Here is a 20093-nt window from a genome sequence, read left to right as displayed (position 1 = left end):
CTGATCAACGCCTGACCGGCGGTCCGGTGACCCGGGTGCCAGGGGTGACGCGGGCGATTCCCCGCACGATCCGAGGCATCCGCCGTGCCATCACCGCCATGGCCTGGTCCGATCGACGCATCGTGGGCCTCGGACCAGGAGTGGGTACCGAGGACAGCTCCGCTTCGGGCGTTCCGGCCCGCGCACCGTGGCGATCGACCGCGAGGAGCCGCCAGGTGCCCGGCACCCCACGTAGCTCGACGTCGCCGCGGTCCTGGAAGCCGGTTCCCGAGCCCACGACGAGATCGCGGACGGTGCTCGACACCAGGATCTCCCCCGCGCCGGCCAACCCGAGGATGCGCGCCGCGATGTGGACGGCGATTCCCCCGATATCGCCGTCCAGCAGTTCGCATTCGCCGGTGTGGATGCCGGCGCGGATCTCGATGCCCATGGTCTCGGTCTGATCGCGCAGCGCCTCGGCGCAGCGGATCGCTTGTGTGGGACCGTCGAATGTGGCGAGGTGTCCGTCACCGGTGCTCTTCACCACGACACCACCGAATCGACCGGTCAGGTCAGTGGTGATCTCCCCCATCCGATGCAGCACCGCCCGCCACCGCTCGTCACCGGTGGCCGCGGCGTGTTGGGTGGAGGCCACCATGTCGGTGAACAGCACCGTGCGCAGCGCCCGGTGGGACTGCGACGGTGCAGCATGGCTGCCGGTGAGGAATCCCTCGATCTCGCTGGTGATCTCGTCGGGGTTGGCAATCCAGGGCGCATGGTCGGTGCCGTCCACCTCCAACAGCCGCGCACCCGGGATGCGGGCGGCGATATACCTCCCGCCCTGGATCGGGACCAGATCGCCGGTGGCGTGGATGACCAGAGTCGGCGCCGTGATCGTCGACAGGACCGACCGCACATCGATCCGGAACAGTGCCCCCAGCGTGGCCCGGGCCATTCCCGGGCTGGCACTCATCCGCTCCACCATCCCGAGCTGGCGCACCGAACCGGCGTCCGGGAGCAGCAGTTTGAGTGCCGCACCGGTGCCCCACTGCGAGGTGCTGGCGCGGCCGAACTCCTGAAAGGTGGCCAGCTGCCGGGTCGAGGGCGTGTATTCCTCGCCCATCTCGGTCAAGATCCGGGCGTGCAGCTCGGACGGGTCACTGTCGAAGTCAGCCCACTGGGTGATACCGAAGTACGCGAAGGTGCCGGCGAGGATCAGGGCCTGGGTCCGTTCGGGCCGGGTCGCCGCGAACAGCATCGCCGCGGGTCCGCCCTCGCTCAACCCGAACAGCACGGCACGGCCGAACCCTGCGGCATCCATCACGGCCTCGATCTCGGCCGCCCGTTCGTCAAGCGTGCGTACCTGCGGGACGGGGTCCGACAGCCCGACGCCGGCCTTGTCGTACAGCAGGACGCGGCAGAACGTCGAGATCCGCTCCATGAAGGCCTCGAACTCGGGCATCGTCCAGAACAGCTCCAGATGGCTGACGAACGAACCGGCGTAGACAAGGTCGACGGGCCCGTCTCCGAATACCTGGTAGGCGAGACTCAGACCGCCGCACGGTGCATATGACGTCTCCGCCACGTTCGGAGCCTACTGCTGCAGGGCACCTCAGCCTGCGGTTTTGGCCCTAACCCAGCTCGCAGCCTCCTCGACCGTGGCGACCGTCTGCACGCCGGGCGGGAGTGCCGGGCGGTCCACCATCACCACCGCCACGCCCGCCGACTCGGCCGCCCGCAGTTTGGGCTCGGTCATCGCGCCGCCACTGTTCTTGGTCACCAACGCATCGACGCGGTGCTCCCGCAGCAGCGCCAGTTCCCCGTCGTAGTCATACGGACCGCGGGACAGCAGCAGTTCATGATCGGCAGGCAGCGTGTCGGAGTCGGGCGGGGTGACGGCGCGGATCAGGAACCAGGCGTCGACGTCCTTGAACGCCCGGGTGCCGGATCTGCCGGTGGTGAGAAAGACCCGGGAATAGCCGTTACCCGTCACGGTTTCGGCGGCTTCGGTGTCCGATCCCACCACGATTGCCGACCCTGGCGCCCAGGCCGGCCGGGCCAGGACCAGATGGGGCACGCCGAGTTCGGCGCACACCTGTGCCGCATGCGCGGTGATGGTGGCGGCGAAGGGATGGGTGGCGTCGACAACCGCCTCGACACCCTCGTCGACCAGCCATCGCCGCATTCCCTCCACACCGCCGAACCCGCCGATGCGTACCGGACCGACCGGCAGCGCCGGGTCGGGGACCCGCCCGGCCAGCGAGCTGATCACCTCGACGTCTGGGTGCAGAACGGCGGCCAGGGCCCGCGCCTCGCCGGTGCCACCGAGCAGAAGGACTTTCATCAGTGGGTGGCCCCGCGGCGCCGATCCGACGAGTACAGGTAGCTGTCGGAGAACCCTTCCGCGGCAAGGACATCGCCGATGACGATGACCGCGGTTTTGGTCACCTCGGCGGCGTGCATCTTCTCGGCGATGTCGGCGAGCGTGCCGCGCAGCACGATCTCCTGCGGCCAGCTCGCGAATGCCACCACCGCACAGGGTGTTTCGGGTCGGTATCCGCCGTCGAGGAGCTGCGGGACGATGTTGTCGATCTGGGCGGCGGCCAGGTGCAGCACCAACGTCGCGCCCGGGGCCGACAGCGTGCGCAGGTCCTCACCGTCGGGCATCGCCGTGGACAAGGTGGCCACCCGGGACAAGGTGACGGTCTGGGCCACGCCGGGAACGGTGAGTTCGCGCCCCAGGGCGGCGGCCACCGCGGCGAATGCCGGCACGCCGGGCACGATCTCGTACCCGATGCCCAGTTCGTCGAGCCTGCGGCACTGTTCGGCCAGCGCACTGTAGATCGACGGGTCGCCGGAATGCAGCCGGGCCACGTCGAAACCCGCGTGCTCCGCGGCCACCAACTCGTCGATGATCTGGTCCAGGTTCAGCGGACCGGTGTCGACGACCTTGGCGTCGGGCGGACACAGCGCCAGCAGATCGTCGGGCATGATCGACCCGGCGTACAGACACACCGGACAGCTACCGAGCAGCTTGGCGCCGCGCACGGTGATGAGATCGGCCGCGCCGGGGCCGGCGCCGATGAAGTACACCGTCATCGCTTGACCACCGCCCACTGGGTCACCGGCAGCGCAGGACGCCAGCCGGTGAATCCGCCGATCGCACCGCCCTGGTAGTGCTGATAACGCCGCAACTCGCCGCCTTCCTTCGAATACCATTGCGCAACAACTACTTCAGATTCCAGCGTGACGGCATTGACCACCAGGCGCCCACCTGAGGGCAGCCGGTCGAAGCACGCCTGCAGCAGCCCGGGCTGCGTGACGCCGCCGCCGATGAAGATCACGTCAGGATCGGGCGCACCGTCGAGCGACTCGGGCGCACCACCGCGCACGTCCACCCGGACCCCGAACGCCGTGACGTTGCCCATGATCCGGTCCCGTCGCTGCTCATCCCGCTCGAATGCGATCGCCGTGCATCCCACTGCGCTACGCGACCATTCGATCGCGATGCTGCCTGAGCCCGAGCCGACATCCCACAGCAGTTCCCCGGGCCGGGGTCCCAGCGCGGCCAGGGTGACGGCTCGGATGGACTGCTTGGTCAGCTGGCCGTCGTGGGCGAACGCCTCGTCCGGCAGCGCCTGAGCCCGGCGCTCGTCGGGAAGATAGGCCACCGCGATCACGTTGAGGTCGTCGATTCCGGCCGGCGGTGTCGTCGCCCAGTCCCGGGCGAGGCCGTCGTGGCGGCGCTCCCCCGGCCCGCCCAGTTGCTCAAGCACGGTCAATTCCGAATCCCCCCGGCCGGATTCGCTCAACAGCCGAGCCAGCACGGTGGGAGTCTGCGCGTCGCGCGACAGCACCACCGCCCGGCCGCCACGCCGCACCGCGGTGTGTGGTGGGGCGGTGACCAGGCTGATCACCTCGGTGTCGGGCACCGTCCAGCCCAGCCGGGCGCAGGCCAGCGTCACGCTCGACACGTGCGGCAGCACCCGCACCCGCTGCGCCCCGAACAACCGGATCAGCGTCGCGCCGATGCCGTGCAGCAGCGGATCCCCGCTCGCCACCACGTGCACATCGGCGTCACCGAAAAGCGTCGGCAGCGCGGGCAGCATCGGCGACGGCCACTCGCGCCGGTCCCGCGTCACGCTGTCGTCGAGCAGCTCCAGTTGCCGTGGTGAGCCGTACACGACGGTGGCGGTCGCCAACTCGTCACGCGAGGTCTGCGACAACCCCGCCATCCCGTCGGCCCCGATGCCGACCACCGTGATCGTCATCGGGGCCTTCTCTCTTCGCGCAAGCGGCTCATCGGGGCAACCTGCGCCAGATCGGCCGCGGCACGAACCGCGTCACGAAGATCATCGGCCGAATCACCCACGGCACCCACACTGCGCGCTTGCCCTTGTGCAGCGCCTTGGCCGCGGCCTCGGCCACCTGAGCCGGCGTGCTGGAGAACGGCGCCGGCTCCATCCCCTCGGTCATCCGGCCGATCACGAACCCGGGTCGCACGATCAACAACTGGACACCGGTCTCGTGCAGGGCATCGGTGAGCCCGGAGGCGAACGCATCCAGTCCGGCCTTGGCCGAACCGTAGACGTAGTTGGCGCGGCGGGCCCGGGCGCCGGCGATCGAGGAGAACACCACCAGCCGACCCCGATCCCTGGCACGCATGCGCTGGGCCAGCACGGTGAGCAGGCCGACCTGGGCCACGTAGTCGGTGTGTACGACAGCCACGGCATGGGCCGCGTCGACCTCGGCCCGGTCCTGATCCCCCAGCACCCCGAAGGCCAGCACGGCGGTGCCGATCGGTCCGTGCGCGGCTTCGACCGCGTCGACGACACCGGCGTGACCCGCGACGTCGTCGGCATCGAACTCGGCGGTGTGCACCGCCGCTGCACCGGCCGCCTGCACCGCCGCAACCTGCTCGACGAGCTGATCGGTGCGGCGGGCCGCCAGCACCACGACCGCCCCGGCGGCGAGCCGAACCGCGAGTTCGACACCGATCTCGCTGCGACCCCCGAAAATCACCACGACACGGGGATCCGTGCCGGTAATCCCGGCCGTGTCTGCTGTGTCCTCCATGGCAGCGATTATGTCCTGCGCTAGCGTGGACCCCGATGGCTACATCTCGTGGCAGGGCAACCACCAAGCTCACCAGCGAAGCATTGGCGTTCCTCACCGAACGTCACCTGGCGATGCTCACCACGCTGCGCTCGGACAACTCCCCGCACGTCGTGGCGGTGGGTTTCACCTTCGACCCGAAGACCCACATCGCGCGGGTCATCACCAACGGTGGTTCGCAGAAGGCGGTGAACGCGCACGAGCGTGGCATCGCAGTCCTCAGCCAGGTCGACGGTGCGCGCTGGCTGTCGCTGGAGGGCAAGTCCACGGTGAGCAGCGAGCCCGACGCGGTCCGCGACGCCGAGCTTCGGTATGCCCAGCGCTACCGCACCCCGCGGGTGAATCCCCGCCGTGTGGTGATCGAGGTACGGATCGAGCGCGTGCTGGGCTCCTCGGAGCTGCTGGACCGCAGCGAGGGCTAGTTCCCGGCTAGTTCACCGGCACCACGACGAGGTCGTGCGGTTGGTTGTTGACCGATTCTGCGCCGTCTTCGGTGACCACCACGATGTCCTCGATCCGCGCGCCCCACTGCCCCGGGAAATACACGCCGGGCTCCACGCTGAACGCCATCCCGGCTTCCAGCGGCAGATCATTGCCCTCCACGATGTAGGGCTCTTCGTGCACGGAGAGTCCGATGCCGTGTCCGGTGCGGTGGACGAAAGCCTCGGCCAACCCTTCGGCGGCCAGCACGTCGCGGGCGGCCGCGTCGATCTGTTCGGCGGTCACGCCGGGGCGTACCGCCGCGACGGCCGCCTGCTGGGCGCGCTGCAGCACCGCGTAGCGCCGCGCCACCTCGGGATCCGGTTCGCCGATGCTGTAGGTGCGGGTCGAGTCGGAGTTGTAGCCGGGCTCGTACGGACCGCCGATGTCGACGACGACGACGTCACCGGCGCTCAGCTCGCGTTCCGAGCATTCGTGGTGTGGGTCGGCGCCGTTGGGGCCGGAGCCGACGATGATGAACGCCACCTCTGAATGCCCTTCGGCCACAATCGCTTCGGCGATGTCAGCGGCAACGTCAGCCTCGGTACGGCCGGGCACCAGAAAGTCGGGCACCCGGGCGTGCACCCGGTCGATCGCCGCGCCTGCCTTGCGCAGCGCGTCGATCTCGGCCGGGTCCTTGATCATCCGCAGCCGCCGCAGCACGTCGGTGGCAAGCACCGGGACGACCCCGAGGAGGTCGGCAAGGGGCAGCAGGTGCAGCGCGGGCATCGAGTCGGTGACCGCTGTCTTCACGCCGGTTCCGCCCAGTGCCTCGGCCACCATCTGGTAGGGATTCTGGCCGTCGACCCAATCACACACCGTCACACCGAGATCGGTGACCGCAGATTCCCGCAACGCGGCCAGCTCGAGGCGCGGTACCACGATGGTCGGATCGCCTGTGGCAGGCAGGACCAGTGCGGTCAGCCGCTCGAAGGTCTGCGCCCGTGAGCCGACCAGATACCGCAGGTCATATCCCGGTGTGATGACCAGACCGGCCAGGCCGGCATCCGCGGCGGCTGACGCGGCCGCCGAAAGACGGTGGGCGTAGACATCGGTGCTGAATCGGCTGACGGTCATGGGGTCGAGGCTAATCGCTGCGTCGCCCCGGTGTCCGTCCGAGTGTCCGTCCAGGGCGCCACCTCGCACCGGCTACTGTCGCTGGAATGTTGCGTGATATCCGTGATCTCACCGACGATCCCGAGGCCTACGCTGCCGAGCTGCGCCGGCGCTGGGGCGGCCTGCTGAGTTACCGCTACCTCGGGCGCTCGTACTCTTCGATGGATCTGGGCCCGGTCGACGACACGGTGACGTTGCGCCGCGACATGCGCAACCCAACCGGCGGAGTGCTGCTCGCGGTGCTGGGCATCTCTTCCCCGGACAGTGGCGGCGTGAGCGATCTGGAGGCCGTGCCCAATCCGGTCATCCATTCCTGCCAGGTGCTGGACCCGGCGCGCGATGTGACGCGCATCCGGGTGGACACCGAAGTGCTCAAGCAGGGCAGGCAACTGGCCTACAGCCGGTCGGTGATCGTCGACGCCGACAATCCGGACCGGGTCATCGCGCTCACCGAGGGCCAGGGCATCTCGATCGGCGTGCCACCGGAGGGCCTCGAGAAGATGCCGGTGGACCCGATCGGCATCGTCGACGGTCCGGATCTGCCGCCGCTGTGGCAGGTGTTCGGCGGGACCAAACGCACCGACGGACACTGGGCGCTGCCGGAACTTGCAGTCGAGGTCGCCTCACCGGACGCCGCGCTGCACATCGGGCCGCAGTTCGTGATCCTGGAGGCGGCCGCGGCCGACGCCGCCGCAGGCGCGGCAAATACCGAGGCACTGCAAGGCCTTTCGTCGCATGTGATGTTCCTGGCTCGCGGCAAGGCCGGCCCGTTCCGGGTCGACACCCAGGTGCTGTCCGGAGCGGATGGCACCATCGCGGTGCGGGCGACCCTGCACGATGAGGGTGCCGACGGCAAAGCCGTCACTGCCGCGTCCTATGTCTTCGGTCGGATGGAGGAAACCCGATGAGCGACCCTGTTCTGCTGCTCGACGGCGCCAGCATGTGGTTCCGGTCGTACTTCGGCGTGCCGTCGTCGATCAAGGCGCCCGATGGCCGGCCGGTGAACGCGGTGCGCGGGTTTTTCGATTCCATTGCCACGCTGGTGACCCGGGAGCGGCCACGCCGGCTGGTGGTGTGCCGCGACGACGACTGGCGGCCGCAGTGGCGCGTGGACCTGGTGCCGTCGTACAAGGCTCATCGGGTCGAAGAGCCCCAGCCCGACGGAATCCCTGACGTCGAAGAGGTCCCCGACGATCTCACCCCGCAGGTCGACATGATCATGAACCTGCTCGACGCGTTCGGCATCGCGACCGCCGGAGCGGCCGGGTACGAGGCTGACGACGTGCTCGGCACGCTGGCCACCCGCGAGCAGCATGATCCCGTGGTGGTGGTCAGCGGCGATCGTGACCTGCTGCAACTCGTGCGCGATGAGCCGGTCCCCGCGGTCCGTGTGCTCTACATCGGCCGCGGTCTGGCCAAGGCGACGAAGTTCGGCCCGATGGAAGTGGCCGAGCAGTACGGGGTACCGATCGACCGGGCCGGGCCGGCATACGCGGAGCTGGCCCTGCTGCGAGGTGACCCGTCCGACGGTCTTCCCGGGGTTCCCGGGATCGGCGAGAAGACGGCCGCGACGCTACTGGCCCGGCATGGTTCGCTGGTGGGCATCCAGGAAGCCGCTCAAGACCCGAAATCGTCAATGTCCAAAGCACATCGGGCCAAGCTGGTGGCCGCCGCCGACTATATGGCCGCGGCCGAACCGGTGGTGCGGGTGGCCACAGACGCTCCGGTGACGTTGTCCGGCGCGACCGATGAGTTGCCGTTGGCCGCCGGTGACCCGGCGCGGGTCGCCGAACTGGCCGCAGCGTACGGCGTGACCTCGTCGATCAGCCGGTTGCAGGCGGCTCTGGACCGACTGCCCGGCTGATCGCGCGAGGTGGCGGCCACTGATCCGCGCCGTTGGGGGCCTATCTAGCGGGAGGGCCTACTTGGGTCGACCGACCTCGTAGGTGCCCTTGTCGTCCTTGAACGTCACCGTCACCTTGCGCTTGGTGCCGTCGATGGTGACCTCGCAGTCGAAGGTCGAATCCTTCTCGACCGTCGGGTTTTCGCCGTCGTTGCACTTGACGCCGGTGACCTTGGTGGCGCCGTAGCCGTTGGTCTTGTCGGTGAGGATCTGCTCGACGCCGCTCTGGGCTTTGTTGATGTCGAGCTTGGTCGTGACGAAAAAGCCCGGCTTCCAGAAACCGAGGATGCAGACCACCAGCACGATGACGGCGAGAACGCCGCCGACGACGCCACCGATCACTCCGAGGGATGCCTTCGAGCCCTGCTCGGCACCTGGAATGCCGTACTGACCGAACTGGCCGGGCGCACCGTACTGGCCCGGTTGACCGTATTGCCCAGGCTGACCGAACTGGCCTGGCTGACCGGGCTGACCCGGCTGTCCGGGCTGACCGTACGGGGGTTGCTGTCCATAACCGGGCACCTGGCCGTACTGAGGCTGCTGGCCGGGCTGCGGGTACGCCTGTTGCTGGGCGTACTGCTCAGGCCCGGGGTACTGCGGCTGCTGGGGCTGTTGCGGCTGCGAATAGTCCGGCTGCTGCCCACCCTGCTGCGGCGGGTACGACGGATACTGCTGCGGTGTGTACGCCGGGGGCTGCCAGGCCGGAGCGTTGGTCGAGGCGTCCTCGGAGGCGGGAGCCGGCGGCTGCCACGCCTCGGCGCCGGCCGCCTGGTCCGCCCCGGGCTCAGGCTGCTGACCGGACGATGGTTGTCCCTGGTCAGGTCCCTGCGGTCCGCTCATGGTTCTCCTTGATCCTGTTCGGTGTCGCCCCAGACACCCTACCCCGCATCAACAGCAACAACGCCGCGCCGAACATCGTTGACAGCGCGTTTCGCGGTATTGCGCAAGGCGGATTGCGGCGCGGCATTACGGACTTGGTCGAGCAGATCGAGCACCTGGCGGCACCACCGCACGAAATCGCCCGCCGAAAGCGCCGAACCCGACCCGACGTCGGAGGCGGCCAGGGCGGCTGCCAGATCACCGGTGGTGGCCCAGCGGTAGACGGCGGTGACGAATCCTTCGTCGGGTTCCCGGCTCGGGGCCAGCCGGTGGCGCTGCTCGTCGCCCCGCAGGTCCGCCGAGATCCGCCGGGTCTGCGCCAGCGCGCGGCGCAGGCCGGCAGTGGGAATGTCGACACCGAGCACACCGCCCGCAGCGTCTCCCCGCGACTCGAACAGGACGGCCGAGAGCACCGCGGCCAGTTCCGCCGGCTGCAGGCCCTGCCACTGACCGCCGCGCAGGCATTCGGCGACCAGCAGATCGCTCTCGCTGTAGATCCGGGCGAGTAGCCGACCGGCGTCGGTGACCCTGAGATCCGCCTTGAGTTCGCCGGCATTGTCCGCTTCTATGAAGCCGCGTTCGCTGAGCAGCGCCACGATCCGGTCGAAGGTGCGGGCCAGCGAGTTCGTCGCCGCGTTCACCTTCTGCTGAATCTGCGCGTTGTCCCGTTCGATGCGCAGATAACGTTCGGCGATCCGGGCCTGCGCTTCCCGGCCCGGTTGTTGATGTGCCGGATGATCCCGCAATTCGTCACGCAGGCCGGCAAGTTCGGGATCTACGTCACGTTCGGGGGCAGCGGCGCGCCGGCCCGCGCGGACCGAGGGCAACGACAGGTCGGCCGCGGCCGACTGCAATGCCGACGCCAGGTCCCGGCGCACGCGCGGCTGCCGGTGCTCCACCCGCTTGGGTAGCGTCATCGCGCCCAGCGGCGCCGAGGCGCCCGAATAGTCGGCCGACGAAATCCGGCCGGCCCAACGATGTTCGGTCAGCACCAGCGGTCTCGGGTCGTCACTGTCGCGTTGGGCCGCCTCCAGCACGACCGCCAGCCCGCCGCGGCGCCCCTGGGTGATGGTGATGATGTCGCCACGGCGCAGCGCGGCCAAGGCGTCAGTGGCCGCCTTGCGTCGCTGCAGGCGTGAAGCCCGCGACTGTGCACGCTCGCGCTCACCGATCTTGGCCCGCAACCGGACGTAGTCGAGGATCGGCGCGTCTTTACCACCGAGTTCGGCTGCCAGCTCGCCCATCATCCGCTCACCGCGCGCGATCCCGCGCACCAATCCGACCACCGACCGGTCCGCCTGGTACTGGGCGAAGGACCGTTCCAGCAGTTTGTGGGCCTGTTCGGGCCCCATCTGCTGCACCAGATTGATCGTCATGTTGTAGCTCGGGGCGAACGAGCTGCGTAACGGGAAGGTTCGAGTCGACGCCAGGCCGGCGACCTCGGCAGGTTCGGCGTTGCTGTCGTCGGGCCGCCACAACACCACGGCGTGGCCCTCGACGTCGATGCCGCGGCGCCCCGCCCGCCCGGTCAGCTGGGTGTACTCCCCCGGCGTCAACGGGACGTGCTGCTCGCCGTTGAACTTCACCAGCCGCTCGAGCACCACGGTGCGGGCGGGCATGTTGATCCCCAGCGCCAGGGTCTCGGTGGCGAACACCGCCTTGACCAGCCCTGCGGTGAACAGTTCCTCCACCGTGTGCCGGAACACCGGCAGCATGCCGGCGTGATGGGCCGCCAGGCCGCGCAGCAGGCCTTCCCGCCACTGGTGGTAATCGAGCACGATCAGGTCGGATTCGGCCAGGTCGGCGCAGCGTCGGTCGACGATCTCGGAGATCCGGCCGCGTTCCTCGTCCGTGGTCAGCCGCAGTGGGGCACGCAGGCACTGCTGGACGGCCGCGTCGCAGCCGGCCCGCGAGAATACGAAGGTGATGGCGGGAAGCAGCCCCGCGGCGTCCAGGGTGGCGATGACGTCGGGCCGGCTGGGCGGCCGGTACAGCTGGGGACGACCACCGCCCCGACCACGTCCACGGCCCCGTGGTTCCCAGTCCGCCAGCCGGTCGGCCTCACGCCGATGGCTGATGTGGCGCAACAGGTCCGGGTCGACCAACGTTGATGTCGCCGCCGGGGCGGCTCCGCCAGTGCTTCCGGTGCCCTCGAACAGATCGAACAGCCGCCGGCCGACGAGCATGTGCTGCGACAGCGGGACGGGCCGGTGTTCGTCGACGACGACGGTGGTATCGCCGCGGACGGTCTGGATCCAGCCACCGAACTCCTCGGCATTGCTGACGGTGGCCGACAGGCTGACCAGCAGCACCTCCTCGGGCAGGTGCAGGATCACCTCTTCCCACACCGCCCCGCGCATCCGGTCGGCCAGGAAGTGCACCTCGTCCATCACGACGTAGGAAAGTCCGTGCAGTGCAGGCGAATTCGCATACAGCATGTTGCGAAGCACTTCGGTGGTCATCACCACGATGTCGGCGTCCCCGTTGATGGACTGGTCGCCGGTGAGCAGTCCGATCTTGTCCGCGCCGTAGCGGGTCACCAGGTCGTTGTGTTTCTGGTTGCTGAGCGCCTTGATCGGTGTGGTGTAGAAGCACTTGCCGCCGGCGGCCAGCGCCAGGTGCACGGCGAACTCGCCGACCACGGTCTTGCCCGCCCCGGTGGGCGCGCATACCAGTACGCCGTGGCCGCTTTCCAGGGCGCGGCAGGCGCGGAGCTGGAAATCGTCGAGTGCGAACGGGTATTCGGCGGTGAACTTGGTCAGTTCGCCACCGTTCTGGTCACCCGACTCAGGTGGCATCGTCGTCGATGTCGATCCGCGATGCCCCCGAGTCCGGCGCTGTTACCGGGTCGGGCCTCGGAACGGGCTCCACCGTGGGGATCGGCGCGGCCTCGTCTTCCGGCACCTCCAGAGCCTCGCGCCGGGCCTTGCGTCTGTCGTTGATCCGGGCGACCTGGATGGCGAACTCCAGCAGCAGGCTCAGCGCGCAGGCCAGTGCCAGCATGGTGAACGGGTCCGAGCCGGGGGTGGCGAACGCCGCGAACACGAACAACCCGAAGATCAGTCCGCGACGCCACGACTTGAGCCGCTCGTAGGTGAGCATGCCGACGAGGTTGAGCATGATGATCAGCAACGGGAATTCGAAGCTGATGCCGAACACCAGCAGCAGGTTGATCAGGAATCCGAAGTACTGCTCGCCTGAAAGCGCGGTGACCTGTACGTCACTGCCGACGGTCAGCAGGAAGCCGAGGGCGGTGGCCAGCACCACGTAGGCCAGTACCGCGCCGGTGATGAACAACACCGCGCCGACGCCGACGAACGCCATCGCGAACCGGCGTTCCTTCTTGTACAGGCCGGGGGTGATGAACGCCCACAGCTGGTACAGCCAGACCGGGCAGGCCATCACCAGGCCGGCCGCCAGCGCCACCTTGAGGCGCAGCATGAACTGGTCGAACGGACCGGTCGCCAACAGCCGGCACTCACCGTCGGGGGCGATGGTCGCCCGGGCCGAATCCGGCAGCGAACAGTAAGGACCGCGCAGCCATTCGCCCAGGCTGTGCACGCCGAAGAATCCGTGGGTGTACCACAGGAATCCGAAGATGGTGGTGACCAGCACTGCGGCCACCGCGATCAACAGACGGTTGCGCAGTTCGTGCAGGTGGTCGACCAACGACATCGTGCCGTCGGGGTTGACCCGCGAACGGCGGCGGCGGGGATCGAGCTTCTTGATGAATCCGGAGGTCACGGGCGTGTTCTAAAGGCCTGGTCGTAGACGCGACACGGCATCGCGGGGCGATGACCGCGATCGATTGCCGGACCGGTCAGGCCGTGTGGCGATCCGGGGACTGCTCCGGGGCGGGAGCCTCGACCCGCTCGGATGTGATCGGCTTCGCCGGTTGCGGCGCGTCGGCCGAAGACCCGGAAGAATCCGACTGCATCTCCTTGATCTCCGACTTGAAGATCCGCATCGACTTACCGAGCGACCGGGCCGCATCCGGCAGCTTCTTGGCGCCGAAAAGCAGCACGAACACCGCGATGACAATGATCCAGTGCCAGGGTTGTAGACCACCCAATTTGGTTACCTCCAGACGTCTGTGCTGAGTCTACGCGCGTGTGTCGTCGGCGTCGTCGGCGTGCGGCACCACCGCGTCGTAGACGCGCAGAGCCTCACCGGCAGATTCCTGCACCCGCTGGGCGAGGTCGGGCGGGTCCAACACCCGCACGGCCGAACCGAATCCGAGCAGGAAGCGGGCCATCCACTCAGGCGAGGCGTACGTCATCACTGCCTCACACGCCCCGTCGGGCAATTCATTGACCACCCGCAACGGGTAGTAGTCGAACATCCACGAGGCGGAGCAGTCGATCAGCAGGGTGGCCGACGGCAATGACGGGTCGGCGGTGTCGGGATCGAACAGCGAGGTGTCGGTGCCGGCCTGCACCGCCGGCGACGGTGGCGCCGACGGATCGGCGAGACGCTCGGCCGCGACAATCCGGTCGAACCGGAACATCCGGACTGCCTCGGCGGTCCGACACCACGCCTCCAGATAACTGTTGTCACCGATCAGCACCACGCGGATCGGGTCCACCGTGCGGGTCGTGAGCGAGTCACGCGACGCCGAGTAGTACTCCAGGGTCAGCGCGCGGGCGTCACGCACGGCAGCGCGAACCGCCGCGGCCGCCCCGTTTTCCTGGGGCACGCTCTCCCCGGAACCGGATTCCTCGAGGGCCGCGCGCTGGGTGCCCGCCGCGGATTCGATCTTGGCGATGGCGCTGCGTGCGGCCTCCGGATCCACCATCCCTGGAACGTCGACCAGCGACCGCAACGCCACCAGGATGCCGGTGGCTTCCGTGGATGTCAGGCGCAGCGGGCGGTCGACGCCCGCGCTGAACGTGACTTCGACTGTGTCGCCTTCGAAGTCGAAGTCGATCAGATCGCCGGGACTGTAGCCGGGGAGCCCGCACATCCAGAGCTGCTCGAGATCGGAATCAAGCTGTTTGCGGGTAACCCCCAGTGCGGCCGCTGCTTCGTCGCGGGTCACCTTCGGGTTGGCCTGGAAATACGGCACCATGTTGAGCATCCGGACCAGCCGGGTCGAGACCTGACTCATGCGCGATCCGCCTCCGGCTCCTCGCTGACCCTCATGCGCCGATCCGCCTCCGGCTCCTCGCTGACCCTCATGCGCCGATCCGCCTCCGGCTCCTCGCTGACCCTCATGCCTGCGCCACCTGCGCCCGCAACCTGCTCACCACATCCTCACGCAACGACGGTGGTTCCAGCGCGACCGCATCGACGCCGTAGCTGGCGATCTCACGGGCCAGCCGGTCCGACATTCCGATGTCGACGGTGATCTCCTCCCCTGCGCGCCCGCCCAGCGTGCGCGGCACGGTCTCGATGGCCTGCCGGCGCAGCGCGGTGGCACGTCCGCCGGCGATCCACACCCTGGCCTGCTCCCCCGTCGGCTGTTCGGCGACCGCGCGGGCGACGATGTCGCGCAGGTTCAACCCCACGGGCTTGGCCACTGCCCCGGCCGGCCCCTCGGTGCTCACGTCGGGATCGATGCGGGATAGACGGAAAGTACGGGTGTCGTCGCGGTCCCGGTCATGCCCCACCAGGTACCACCGGCCGCGATGGGTCACGACGCCCCAGGGCTCGACGTTGCGGCTCGTGTGTTCGGCGTTGCGCGAGGCGCGGTGCCGGAACCGCACCGCATGCCCGGAGTCGATCGCCGCCAACAGGATTCGCAATACCTCTTCAGAACCGCGCAGCCCGGGCAGCGTCGCAGTCGACGCAATGGCGACACCGACCCCGTCGGCATCGACGTCCACACCGGCGGCACGCAGCTTCAGCAGCGCCCCCTGCGTCGCGGTGATCAACTCGGGCGACTGCCACAGCTGCGTGGCCACTGCGACCGCCGCCACCTCATCACCTGTCAGTTGGACCGCGGGCAGCGCATACTCGTCGCGGTTGATGCGGTAGCCCTCGGTCGAGTCGAACTTCGAGACGCGCCCCGTCTCCAACGGGATCCCGAGGTCGCGCAGTTCGTTCTTGTCGCGCTCGAACATGCGGGAGAACGCCTCATCGGTGGGACTGTCCTCGTAGCCCTGAACGATGTTGCGGACCTTGTCGGCAGGCAGGAAGCGATCGCTGGACAACAAGGCGATGACAAGATTTATCAACCGCTCGACTTTGGATACCGCCACGGGATGAAAGCTTAAAGCTCACATGCTGGCGATCAGGCGCTTGACCCGCTCATCGACCGATCGGAACGGATCCTTGCACAGCACGGTGCGCTGAGCCTGGTCGTTGAGCTTGAGGTGCACCCAGTCCACGGTGAAGTCCCGTCCGGCTTCCTGTGCCGCACTGATGAACTCGCCACGCAGCTTGGCTCGGGTGGTCTGCGGCGGGGTGTTGACCGCGGCGTCGATCTCCTCGTCGGTGGTGATCCGGGACGCCAGTCCCTTCCGCTGCAACAGGTCGAACACCCCACGACCGCGCTTGATGTCGTGGTAGGCGAGGTCGAGCTGGCTGATCTTGGGGTCGGACAGCTCCATGTTGTAGCGATCCTGGTAGCGCTGGAACAGCTTGCGCTTGATCACCCAGTCGATCTCGGTGTCGACCTTCGCGAAGTCCTGGCTCTCGACCGCGTCGAGTTGGCGGCCCCACAGATCGACCACCTGCTCGATCTGAGTGCTGGGCTCGCGGGTCTGCAGGTACTCCACGGCGCGGCTGTAGTACTCCCGCTGGATGTCCAGGGCGCTGGCTTGCCGCCCGCCGGCCAGCCGCACCGGACGACGACCGGTCAGGTCGTGGCTGACCTCGCGGATGGCCCGGATCGGGTTGTCCAGGGAGAAATCCCGGAACGGGACGCCGGCCTCGATCATCTCCAGCACCAGCGAGGCGGTGCCCACCTTGAGCATGGTGGTGGCCTCGCACATGTTGGAGTCGCCGACGATGACATGCAGCCGGCGGTACTTCTCGGCGTCGGCGTGCGGCTCGTCGCGGGTGTTGATGATCGGCCGGGAGCGCGTCGTCGCGCTGGAGACGCCCTCCCAGATGTGCTCGGCGCGCTGGCTCAGGCAGAAGGTGGCGGCCTTGGGCGTCTGCAACACCTTGCCCGCACCGCAGATGAGCTGGCGGGTGACCAGGAACGGCAGCAGCACGTCGGAGATCCGGGAGAACTCACCGGCCCGCACGATCAGGTAATTCTCGTGGCAGCCGTAGGAGTTGCCCGCCGAGTCGGTGTTGTTCTTGAACAGGTAGATGTCGCCGCCGATGCCCTCGTCGGCCAGGCGCTGCTCGGCGTCGATCAGCAGATCCTCCAGCACACGCTCACCGGCGCGGTCGTGGGTGACCAGCTGCGTCAGGTTGTCACACTCGGCGGTCGCGTACTCGGGGTGGCTACCCACGTCGAGATACAACCGGGCGCCGTTTCGAAGGAAGACGTTGGAACTGCGGCCCCACGACACGACCCGCCGGAACAGATAGCGGGCAACCTCGTCGGGGCTGAGCCGGCGATGGCCATGGAACGTGCAGGTCACACCGAATTCCGTCTCGATGCCCATGATTCGTCGCTGCACGCTAACGAGCTTACGGGGTGGTTCACAGTAACGGTGGGCAAGCACCGTCATTGTGTTCGTGGCGCCACCGATCTGGGACTTTTGGCCCTGGTCACTCCAAGTCACGGGAAGATGGTCGGAAAGGAGTCCGCGCAAAGGAGTGGTGATGACCCGCTACGAACTGCCCGATGTTGCCGACCTGATCCGCCTTGGCGAGCCCCATGAGAACGCCATCACGGTCTATGCGGAAACCGCACCGGGACCGGACGAGCGGGACAAGAGCGTGCTCACGGCGAAGAGCGCAGTGGACCGGGCACTGCGCACCATCCGCGAGTCCGGGGCGCGCCACGCCGTGGAGGAACAGCTGCGATCACGGTGGAACGAGATCGCCGAATCGGAACTGTGGCTGAGTCTGTCCCGTTCGGTGGCCATCTTCATCGCCGACGACTTCCATGAGGTCTACGTCCTGCCCAACGCCCTGGAGAGCCAGCTGCAGGTGGGCAGCTACTTCGACATCGGCCAGCTGGTCCGGGCGGTCACCACACCGCAGGAGGCGTATGCGCTGACACTGTCCGCGGACGGTTGGAACCTGTGGCAGGCGACCGCCAGCACGCGAGCCGAGGAGTTGGAGCTCACCGGCGAGTACGCGGTCGACGTCGCCGACGCGACCAACCGCGCGACGGTGCGCGACCGGGGGCATGTGCGGCGCCTGGTCGGTGACGAGGGCAAGAAGCTGTTGCTGGAGCAGTACGCCAAGCGGGTCGCCGATGCGGTGGACGACGAACTGGGACAGCTCGATCCGTCGTCGACGCGGCCGCTGTACCTGTTCGCGACGGACCCGCTGCTCGACATGTATCGCGGCCTCGACCACAAACGCCAGATCGTGGCAGTGCCCGGTGCGGCGGACCAGCTGCGGCCCGATCAGATCGACGGCGCCATCCGTGAGTCGCTGCCCGCCCTGAACGCCGAGCAGGCCAGCGCCTGGGTCGACGAGTTGGGCAACGACATCAGCAAGGGACTGGTGGCCACCGATCTAGGCGATATCACCCGGGCCGCGTCGGCCGGGGCGGTGGACACGCTGGTGTACAACTTCACCGTCGATGTGGTGGGCCGGATCGAAGCGGCCACCGGAGCGTTGCACTACGACGATTCCGGCTACGACGTCCTGTCCCGAGCCGCGGTGACGGTACTCGACAACGGCGGCGCGGCCTACGCCGTCCGGCCCGACGAGATCACCGCCGGCATCTGGAACCAGACTGCGGTCGCCAAGCTACGTTTCCCCCTGAGCTGACGACGCCGGCCCGTGCAGTGACCCGGCGGGTGCACCGAGGATGCGTTCGAAGGCCTGCAGGTAGGCACCCACCACCTTTTGCGCATTCGGCCCGCTGATGTCGGAACCCACGGCGCCGTCTGCCGCAATGGCGTCGATGAACGCATCGGCCAGATGGAGCCCCATGCCGGTGATGATGCCTGCGGCCTCGTGCGGGTAGTCCGTGTGGAAGACGCCTTCGTCGCACCCCTGGCGGATGATCGACTCCAACATGGGTGCGGTGGTGTGCATCGAGCCCTGGGTCATCTTCTGCCGCAACAGCGCATTGTTCTCGTCGTGCCACAACCGGATCAGCGTTGCCACCTCTGTGGCACTCTCCGATTTCCAGGCCCGCGACGCATCGAAGTAGGCGTGCATCTTGTCGAGTGCACTGCGGTCCGGGTCCTCGACGATGCCGGCCAACCGGGCGGTGGCGGTCTCGCCCATCTGCTCGATAACCCCCTCGAGCAATGCCCGCTTCGAGCGGAAATAGTGGTACAGCGCGCCTTTCGAGATCTGCAGTTCGGCCAGCAGATCCTCGATGGTCATGGCCTCGTAGCCCTTGTCGTGCATCAGCTGCAGGGCGGCATCGAGGATCTCCCGACGCCGGGCGGCGTATTCGGCGGGGTTCACCTGGCGTGCCACGCATCCTCCATTGACGTTGGGCGCAGTCCGAGCCTAGCCTAAAAATAGACCGTCGGTCGGTTTATCCATCAGGAGCCGCACATGCCTCAATCCACACCGCAGGCCCGGCAGCGCACCCGCGCGTTCGCCCGGGTCCTCGGGCCCTTCGTCGCCGTCGCCACCTTGATCATCGCGATCCGGCTGCCCACCCTGCAGGACCTGCTCAGCGACCTGTTCACCAGCGGCACCCTGCCCTGGATCCTGGGCGCCGCCATGTTGTTGATGGGACTGGTCGTGATCGCCTTCCACCAGTACTGGTACAGCGTGACGGCGGTGCTGATCTCCCTGTTCGGCTGGTTCGTCGCACTGCGCGGAGCCGCCATGATGGCCATCCCGTCGGCCATCGAATCCGGCGCCGACGCCACCGTGACCGGCCCCGGGCTGCTGATGGCCGCGCGGTGCTTCTTCCTACTACTCACCGCGATGGGATTGTGGTTCACCTACGTCGGCTGGCGCCCCGAGAGCGCCGACGGCCGGTGAGCCGGCCGCACTCTTCAGTCCGTCCAGCACGAATCCCAGGTGGCGCCGCCATACGGCGTCGTCACCGTCGGCCATCGCGATCACCTTCGACATGGCCCACATCAACGTGGCCAGGTCATCGGCACCGAAGTCGGCACGCAGCACACCGGCATCCCTGGCCCGGCCCACCACAGCTTCGAGAAGCCCACCGGCGCGGCCACATTCGCCCGCGACGTCGACAGCACCTACCGGATTTCTGGCCACCGCCTCGTTGATGCTGCGGTCGGACGCCTGCATCGTGAACAGTCCGTCGAGGAATGCGGCGAATCCCCGCCACGGGTCGGCGTCGTCGAGCGCCTGCCGCGCCAACCGGTCGATGACGGCCAACCGGTCGGACAGCACCACATCCAGGAGTGCCCCGCGATTCGGGAAATGGTTGTAGAGCGTGCCGATGCTGACGCCGGCGGCACGGGCGATCTCGTCGAGGGGGACATCGACGCCCCGTTCGGTGAAGAGCTCGGCGGCCGCAGCCACCAAACGGTCCCGATTGCGGATCGCATCTGCGCGCATCGCCGACATGCCGTCAGCATAGCGAAGTTGAGGGGTCACTCAA

Annotated in this window: 20 protein-coding genes; 5 read left to right on the top strand and 15 right to left on the bottom strand. The window is 68.1% G+C overall.

Annotated features, from left to right (window positions below; translation table 11 throughout):
* Window positions 1-4 precede the first annotated feature (4 nt).
* Genes A5779_RS29130 through A5779_RS29110 form a run of 5 tightly spaced genes read right to left on the bottom strand, consistent with a single transcriptional unit; the run spans window position 5 to window position 5055 of the window.
* The gene (locus A5779_RS29130; RefSeq protein ID WP_064887196.1) at window positions 5-1564 is read right to left on the bottom strand and encodes an adenylate/guanylate cyclase domain-containing protein; all 1560 of its coding nucleotides are present in this window, start codon (window positions 1562-1564) and stop codon (window positions 5-7) included.
* A gap of 27 nt (window positions 1565-1591) precedes the next feature.
* A complete protein-coding gene (locus A5779_RS29125; protein WP_064887195.1) occupies window positions 1592-2323 on the bottom strand; it encodes a cobalt-precorrin-6A reductase in 732 nt (243 codons plus the stop codon).
* Window positions 2323-3078 (bottom strand): precorrin-4 C(11)-methyltransferase, encoded by a 756-nt coding sequence (gene cobM, locus A5779_RS29120; RefSeq protein WP_064887194.1) that lies wholly within the window; start codon window positions 3076-3078, stop codon window positions 2323-2325. Before cobM ends, A5779_RS29125 begins: the two co-directional genes overlap by 1 nt.
* Window positions 3075-4250, bottom strand: coding sequence for a bifunctional cobalt-precorrin-7 (C(5))-methyltransferase/cobalt-precorrin-6B (C(15))-methyltransferase (locus tag A5779_RS29115; RefSeq protein WP_064887193.1), 1176 nt, complete (start codon window positions 4248-4250; stop codon window positions 3075-3077). Before A5779_RS29115 ends, cobM begins: the two co-directional genes overlap by 4 nt.
* A 28-nt stretch (window positions 4251-4278) precedes the next feature.
* Window positions 4279-5055, bottom strand: a complete 777-nt coding sequence (locus A5779_RS29110; RefSeq protein ID WP_064887192.1) for a decaprenylphospho-beta-D-erythro-pentofuranosid-2-ulose 2-reductase — start codon at window positions 5053-5055, stop codon at window positions 4279-4281.
* 35 nt (window positions 5056-5090) lie between these two features.
* On the opposite strand from A5779_RS29110, the gene A5779_RS29105 reads away from it, so the two are divergent.
* Window positions 5091-5516, top strand: coding sequence for a F420-dependent biliverdin reductase (locus tag A5779_RS29105; RefSeq protein WP_055114847.1), 426 nt, complete (start codon window positions 5091-5093; stop codon window positions 5514-5516).
* A 7-nt stretch (window positions 5517-5523) separates the two neighbouring features.
* Here A5779_RS29105 and A5779_RS29100 read toward each other — a convergent pair whose 3' ends face one another.
* Window positions 5524-6651 (bottom strand): M24 family metallopeptidase, encoded by a 1128-nt coding sequence (locus A5779_RS29100; RefSeq protein ID WP_064887191.1) that lies wholly within the window; start codon window positions 6649-6651, stop codon window positions 5524-5526.
* 86 nt (window positions 6652-6737) lie between these two features.
* On the opposite strand from A5779_RS29100, the gene A5779_RS29095 reads away from it, so the two are divergent.
* Window positions 6738-7598: a hotdog fold domain-containing protein gene (locus A5779_RS29095; RefSeq protein WP_064887190.1), complete on the top strand. Its 861-nt coding sequence runs from the start codon at window positions 6738-6740 to the stop codon at window positions 7596-7598.
* Window positions 7595-8554: a 5'-3' exonuclease gene (locus A5779_RS29090; RefSeq protein ID WP_064887189.1), complete on the top strand. Its 960-nt coding sequence runs from the start codon at window positions 7595-7597 to the stop codon at window positions 8552-8554. Before A5779_RS29095 ends, A5779_RS29090 begins: the two co-directional genes overlap by 4 nt.
* A 57-nt stretch (window positions 8555-8611) precedes the next feature.
* Here the strand turns inward: A5779_RS29090 and A5779_RS29085 are convergent, their stop codons facing one another.
* The 7 genes from A5779_RS29085 to pafA all read right to left on the bottom strand — a co-directional run bounded on the left by A5779_RS29085 (window position 8612) and on the right by pafA (window position 17049).
* Window positions 8612-9433, bottom strand: a complete 822-nt coding sequence (locus A5779_RS29085; RefSeq protein WP_064887188.1) for a DUF4333 domain-containing protein — start codon at window positions 9431-9433, stop codon at window positions 8612-8614.
* A gap of 38 nt (window positions 9434-9471) precedes the next feature.
* A complete protein-coding gene (locus tag A5779_RS29080) occupies window positions 9472-12270 on the bottom strand; it encodes a DEAD/DEAH box helicase (RefSeq protein ID WP_064887187.1) in 2799 nt (932 codons plus the stop codon).
* Window positions 12260-13216 carry a twin-arginine translocase subunit TatC gene (gene tatC, locus A5779_RS29075; RefSeq protein WP_064887186.1) on the bottom strand — a complete coding sequence of 319 codons (957 nt, stop codon included), beginning with the start codon at window positions 13214-13216 and terminating at the stop codon, window positions 12260-12262. Before tatC ends, A5779_RS29080 begins: the two co-directional genes overlap by 11 nt.
* 76 nt (window positions 13217-13292) lie before the next feature.
* On the bottom strand, window positions 13293-13544 hold the full coding sequence (tatA, locus tag A5779_RS29070; RefSeq protein ID WP_055114862.1) for a Sec-independent protein translocase subunit TatA: 252 nt from the start codon (window positions 13542-13544) through the stop codon (window positions 13293-13295).
* A gap of 30 nt (window positions 13545-13574) precedes the next feature.
* Window positions 13575-14579, bottom strand: a complete 1005-nt coding sequence (locus A5779_RS29065; protein WP_064887185.1) for a helix-turn-helix transcriptional regulator — start codon at window positions 14577-14579, stop codon at window positions 13575-13577.
* Between the two features lie 103 nt (window positions 14580-14682).
* A complete protein-coding gene (locus A5779_RS29060) occupies window positions 14683-15672 on the bottom strand; it encodes a helix-turn-helix transcriptional regulator (RefSeq protein ID WP_064887184.1) in 990 nt (329 codons plus the stop codon).
* Between the two features lie 18 nt (window positions 15673-15690).
* Window positions 15691-17049 (bottom strand): Pup--protein ligase, encoded by a 1359-nt coding sequence (gene pafA / locus A5779_RS29055; RefSeq protein WP_088304178.1) that lies wholly within the window; start codon window positions 17047-17049, stop codon window positions 15691-15693.
* A gap of 145 nt (window positions 17050-17194) precedes the next feature.
* Here pafA and A5779_RS29050 point away from each other — a divergent pair, with 145 nt between their 5' ends.
* The gene (locus A5779_RS29050) at window positions 17195-18319 is read left to right on the top strand and encodes a baeRF11 domain-containing protein (protein WP_064887202.1); all 1125 of its coding nucleotides are present in this window, start codon (window positions 17195-17197) and stop codon (window positions 18317-18319) included.
* Here the strand turns inward: A5779_RS29050 and A5779_RS29045 are convergent.
* Window positions 18299-18982, bottom strand: a complete 684-nt coding sequence (locus A5779_RS29045; protein ID WP_064887183.1) for a TetR/AcrR family transcriptional regulator — start codon at window positions 18980-18982, stop codon at window positions 18299-18301. The two genes, A5779_RS29050 and A5779_RS29045, sit on opposite strands and share 21 nt — an antisense overlap.
* Before the next feature lie 81 nt (window positions 18983-19063).
* Between A5779_RS29045 and A5779_RS29040 the strand changes: the two genes are divergently transcribed.
* Complete coding sequence (locus A5779_RS29040; protein ID WP_064887182.1) at window positions 19064-19501, top strand: hypothetical protein; 438 nt, start codon at window positions 19064-19066, stop codon at window positions 19499-19501.
* Here the strand turns inward: A5779_RS29040 and A5779_RS29035 are convergent.
* On the bottom strand, window positions 19433-20089 hold the full coding sequence (locus A5779_RS29035) for a TetR/AcrR family transcriptional regulator (protein ID WP_207549134.1): 657 nt from the start codon (window positions 20087-20089) through the stop codon (window positions 19433-19435). The two genes, A5779_RS29040 and A5779_RS29035, sit on opposite strands and share 69 nt — an antisense overlap.
* Between the last annotated feature and the right edge of the window lie 4 nt (window positions 20090-20093).

The organism is Mycolicibacterium peregrinum, from assembly GCF_001665625.1.
Lineage (GTDB): Bacteria > Actinomycetota > Actinomycetes > Mycobacteriales > Mycobacteriaceae > Mycobacterium > Mycobacterium peregrinum_B.
Note: the sequence above shows the minus strand (reverse complement) of the source record. Positions and strands in the feature narration are given on the sequence as shown.